The organism is Phenylobacterium sp., from assembly GCF_028290885.1.
In the GTDB taxonomy this organism is placed as follows: Bacteria; Pseudomonadota; Alphaproteobacteria; order Caulobacterales; family Caulobacteraceae; genus Phenylobacterium.
On the sequence record NZ_JAQGIZ010000226.1, the window covers coordinates 1 to 4,214 of the forward strand.

A 4,214-nucleotide genomic window follows, 5' to 3' on the forward strand; every position below is an offset into this window, starting at 1 on the left:
ATCTCGCAGCCGGCCTCCTTCAGCCAGGCGATCCCCTGCTCCCAGATGGCGTCGATCTCGGCGGGCATGCCGTCGACCCGGTATTCCCGCGGCACGCCGACCCGCAGGCCCTTTACCGACTTGCCGACGAAGCTAGCGAAGTCCGGGGTCTCCACCGGCAGGCTGGTGGAATCCTTCGGATCGTGGCCGGCCATGGAGGTCAGCAGGATGGCTGCGTCCTCGACGGTGCGCGCCATCGGCCCGGCCTGGTCCAGCGAGGAGGCGAACGCCACCACGCCCCAACGCGAGCATCGGCCGTAGGTCGGCTTTATCCCCACCGTGCCGGTGAACGAGGCCGGCTGGCGGATCGAGCCGCCGGTGTCCGTGGCCGTGGCCCCCAGGCACAGCTCCGCCGCCACCGCCGAAGCCGAGCCGCCGGACGAGCCGCCCGGCGTCAGCTGGGCGTTGCCGCCCCGGCTCCGCCAGGGGTTGACCACCGGCCCCCAGGCCGATGTTTCGTTGGAGGAGCCCATGGCGAACTCGTCCATGTTGAGCTTGCCCAGCATCACCGCCCCGTCGCGCCACAGGTTGGCGGTGACGGTGGATTCGTAGGTCGGCTTGAACTCGCCGATGATCTTCGAGCCGGCGGTCGAGCGGACGCCCTTGGTGCAGAACAGGTCCTTGATGCCCAGCGGCGCGCCGTCCAGCGGGCCCGCGGTCCCGGCCGCGCGGCGCGCGTCGGACGCCTTCGCCATCGCCAGCGCCTGTTCGGGGGTTTCCAAGACAAAGGCGTTGAGCGCGCGGGCGGCCTCGACCGCCTCGACGTGCGCCTGGGTCAGCTCGACGGAAGAGAAGGACTTGGCCTTCAGGCCGTCCAGCGCGGCCTTCAGGGTGAGCGAGGTGAGCGCGGCCATCTTACTCGACCACCTTCGGAACGACGAAGAAGTTGCCGGCGCGCTTGGGGGCGTTGGACAGCACCACCTCCGGATCGCCGCCCTCGGTGACAACGTCCTCGCGCATCGGCGCGGGCATGTGCACGGCCGAGGCCATCGGCTCGACGCCGTCAGTGTCGACCTCGTTCAGCTGCTCGATCCAGTTGAGGATGCCCGAGAGCTCCCTGGCCAGACCCTCCAGCTTCTCCTCCGGCTCCGCGATCCTCGCCAGCTTGGCGACCTTGCGGACAGTCGCTGCGTCGATGGCCATCGGGCCCTCCTGTAACTCAAGGGCCGTGGGTTAGCCGCCTGTTGGCCGCCTTTGCAAGCGCTCGCTCGGGAGAGCGGCCCGGTGCGTTCTTGACTCATCATTCCAGAACCCTATGTCTGGCGCATGGCGAGACCCAAGGCCTTCGATCGTGACGCAGCGCTGCAGGCGGCCATCGAGGTGTTCTGGGCGAAGGGTTTCGCCGGGGCCTCCACCGACGACCTGACCTCCGCCATGGGGATCGGACGGCAGAGCCTCTACGACACATTCGGCGACAAGCGCCGGCTCTACCTGGAGGCGCTCGCCCGCTACAACACCGAGAGCGTGGCGGGCCACTTGGCGGACCTGCGCAGCGGCTCGCCCGCCACCGAGGCCATCAAGGCCCTGCTGCTGCGCTTCGCCAACGAGCCCGAGCCGCGGCGCGTCCGCGGCTGCATGGGCGTCAACGCCGTCTGCGAATTCGGCCAGGACCCGGACGTGCTCGCCGCCGCCAGACCCAGCCATGACCTCCTGGAAGGCGAACTGGTCCGCCTGCTGCAGGCCGGCAAGGCGGACGGCGAGGTGGCCCCGTCCGTGGACGCCCGGTCCGCCGCCCGCTTCATCGCCGCCACCCTGGCCGGCCTGAAGGTTCAGGCCAAGGCCGGCGCCCCCGCCGAGACGCTTCGCGAAATCGCCGGCTTCGCCGTCGACAGCCTGAAACCCCGCTAGCCAACAGCACCGCGCCCCCGCTCCATCGCGTCCAATTCTGGACTGCTCGTTCCAATAAAAAACAGAAGGACAAATCCTATGACCGCCCAGACCACCCCGCCCCTCGCCGGCAAGGCAGCCCTCGTCACGGGAGGCTCGCGAGGTATCGGAGCCGCCATCGTCCGCCGCCTGGCCGCCGACGGCGCCGACGTGTTCTTCACCTACGCCAGGGCGGAAGCCGAGGCGCAGAAGGTCGTAGCCGCCGTGGAGGCCGACGGCGGCCGCGCCGTGGCCTTGCGGGCCGACAGCGCCGACCCGCAAGCCGTGCGCGGCGCGGTGGACGCCACCGTGGCGCGTTTCGGCCGCCTCGACATCCTGGTGAACAACGCCGGCCTCATCGGCATGCGCGGCGCTGCCGGCTACGACATGGGCGACTTCGACCGACTTTACGCAGTCAACGTCCGTGCGCCTTTTGCGGCCACGGAAGCCGCCGCCGCGCACCTCGGCGACGGCGGCCGGGTGATCATGATCGGCAGCGTCGTCGCCGACCGCATCGGCGTGGGCGGCGGGGCGATCTACGCCGCCACCAAGGCGGCGATCGCCGGCATGACCCGCGGCCTGGCGCGCGATTTCGGGCCGAAGGGCGTTACCGTGAACAACGTCCAACCGGGTCCCACCGAAACCGACATGAACCCCGCCGACAGCCCGCACAACGCCTGGCTGAAGGCGGCCAGCCCCTTGGGTCGGCTGGGACGGCCGGATGAGATCGCCAGCCTGGTCGCGTTCCTGGCCGGGCCACAGTCGAGCTACATCAACGGCGCCAGCCTGACCGCGGACGGCGGCTACAACATCTGACGGCGGCTGGCGGACGCCGGGAGCGGCGGCTATGGCTGGACCATGGCCGTCGTCGACCTCCTGGAACTCCCCGCCCTGCTCCCCGCCTACGCGCCGATCGTGGGCCTGGACCTGGGGGAGAAGACCATCGGGGTGGCGGTGTCGGACGTCACGCGCACGGTGGCGAGCCCGCTGGAGCTGATCCGCAAGACGAAGTTCACGGACGACGCCAAGACCCTGTTCAAGCTGATGGAAAGCCGCGGCGCCGTGGGGATCGTCATCGGCCTGCCGGTCAACATGGACGGGACCGAGGGCCCGCGCTGCCAGTCGAGCCGGGCGTTCGGGCGCAACCTACTGCGCCTCAACGACCTGCCCATCGCCTTCTGGGACGAGCGGATGAGTTCCATGGCCGTCAACCGCGTGCTGATCGAGGAAGCCGACGTCACCCGCGCTCGCCGCGCCGACCTGGTGGACAAGATGGCCGCCGCCTGGATCCTGCAGGGCGCCCTGGAGCGGCTGCGTTCGGCCGCTTGACTCCGTACCGGGGTACGGACGCTACAAGGCCTTCGACGCGAACGGAGGCGATCAGCATGATCCAGCGGCGAACCATCGGACGACTGGCCCGCGAGGCGGGCGTGGGTGTCGAGACCATCCGCTTCTACGAGCGCCGCGGGGTGCTTCCCCGGCCCGTCCGGCCGGCTGACGGCGGCTACCGGCACTATGACGACGAGGCGGTGCGGATCCTGCGCTACGTGCGCCTCGCCCAGAGCCTCGGCTTCACGCTGAAGGATGTGGAACAGCTGCTCGGCCACGTCGGCGATAGGCCGGGCGCCTTCTGCAGCGCGGTGCGCGAGACGGCGGAAGCCAAGCTGGCGGCGGTCCAGGCCGAGCTGGCGGCGCTGGCGGAGCAGCAGGTCAGGCTGGAGACCTTCCTGACCGGCTGCCGCGCGCGATCGGCGACGGGGACCTGCCCGGTGCTCGCCGACTTTCCCTCGCATTCGGGAGGCGTCCGTGTCGCCCAGGCTTAGAAATCTCTTCGCCGGCATGGCCCTTACGGCCGCCGGCTTCCCGGCCGCCGGCGCGCCGGCGGCGGCTCCCGCGGTCGAAGTCCTGCAGCGCGGTTACATCGAGGCCTGGGACCGCGCCGACGCGGCGGCCATCGCCGCCTATTTCGCGCCCAACGGCGATTTCACCAATCCGACAGGCTTCCACGCCCAGGGACGCGCCGACATCGCCGCCTTCTACGCCCAGGCCTTCGCGTCAGGGTACGCCGGCAGCCGGGGCGGCCTCAAACTGCTGCGGACGAGGCTCGTGACGCCCGGCGTGATGGTGGTCGATGGCGAGTGGTCGATCCGCGGCGCGCGCACGCCGCAGGGCGGCGAAAGGTCCGGCGAACAGGGTCTCGCGACGGCCGTCCTGGTCCGAACCGGCGACGCCTGGCGGATCGCAGCGCTCCGCGAGCAGGAAGCGCCGGCCAACTGACCGCCTAAAGTCCGCTGGCGAAGAGGTCGATC

7 protein-coding genes are annotated in these 4,214 nt (G+C 70.6%); 5 read left to right on the forward strand and 2 right to left on the reverse strand.

Translation table 11 applies throughout. The features are described 5' to 3' along the window. Together JWP28_RS14955 and gatC are read right to left on the reverse strand one after the other, a co-directional pair. The coding region (locus tag JWP28_RS14955; RefSeq protein ID WP_299544094.1) for an amidase at positions 1 to 893 on the reverse strand (893 nt) is incomplete at its 3' end. Position 894: 1 nt separating this feature from the next. After that, positions 895 to 1,182, reverse strand: coding sequence for an Asp-tRNA(Asn)/Glu-tRNA(Gln) amidotransferase subunit GatC (gene gatC, locus JWP28_RS14960; protein WP_299544095.1), 288 nt, complete (start codon positions 1,180 to 1,182; stop codon positions 895 to 897). Positions 1,183 to 1,305: 123 nt separating this feature from the next. On the opposite strand from gatC, the gene JWP28_RS14965 reads away from it, so the two are divergent. The 5 genes from JWP28_RS14965 to JWP28_RS14985 all read left to right on the forward strand — a co-directional run bounded on the left by JWP28_RS14965 (position 1,306) and on the right by JWP28_RS14985 (position 4,182). Continuing rightward, complete coding sequence (locus JWP28_RS14965) at positions 1,306 to 1,887, forward strand: TetR/AcrR family transcriptional regulator (protein ID WP_299544097.1); 582 nt, start codon at positions 1,306 to 1,308, stop codon at positions 1,885 to 1,887. 78 nt (positions 1,888 to 1,965) lie between these two features. Further along, positions 1,966 to 2,721 (forward strand): 3-oxoacyl-ACP reductase family protein, encoded by a 756-nt coding sequence (locus JWP28_RS14970; RefSeq protein ID WP_299544099.1) that lies wholly within the window; start codon positions 1,966 to 1,968, stop codon positions 2,719 to 2,721. A 42-nt stretch (positions 2,722 to 2,763) separates the two neighbouring features. After that, positions 2,764 to 3,234, forward strand: a complete 471-nt coding sequence (ruvX, locus tag JWP28_RS14975; protein WP_299544101.1) for a Holliday junction resolvase RuvX — start codon at positions 2,764 to 2,766, stop codon at positions 3,232 to 3,234. A 56-nt stretch (positions 3,235 to 3,290) separates the two neighbouring features. After that, entirely contained in the window at positions 3,291 to 3,728 is a 438-nt protein-coding gene (locus JWP28_RS14980; protein WP_299544103.1) for a MerR family transcriptional regulator, read from the forward strand. After that, on the forward strand, positions 3,712 to 4,182 hold the full coding sequence (locus JWP28_RS14985) for an SgcJ/EcaC family oxidoreductase (protein ID WP_299544105.1): 471 nt from the start codon (positions 3,712 to 3,714) through the stop codon (positions 4,180 to 4,182). The genes JWP28_RS14980 and JWP28_RS14985 overlap by 17 nt, the downstream gene beginning before the upstream one ends. Positions 4,183 to 4,214 lie beyond the last annotated feature (32 nt).

Excerpts from the sequence above, each read along its gene's own strand:
- gatC (WP_299544095.1), bottom strand. The coding sequence starts at position 1,182 with ATGGCCATCGACGCAGCGACTGTCCGCAAGGTCGCCAAGCTGGCGAGG.
- JWP28_RS14965 (WP_299544097.1), top strand. The coding sequence starts at position 1,306 with ATGGCGAGACCCAAGGCCTTCGATCGTGACGCAGCGCTGCAGGCGGCC.
- JWP28_RS14970 (WP_299544099.1), top strand. The coding sequence starts at position 1,966 with ATGACCGCCCAGACCACCCCGCCCCTCGCCGGCAAGGCAGCCCTCGTC.
- ruvX (WP_299544101.1), top strand. The coding sequence starts at position 2,764 with ATGGCCGTCGTCGACCTCCTGGAACTCCCCGCCCTGCTCCCCGCCTAC.
- JWP28_RS14980 (WP_299544103.1), top strand. The coding sequence starts at position 3,291 with ATGATCCAGCGGCGAACCATCGGACGACTGGCCCGCGAGGCGGGCGTG.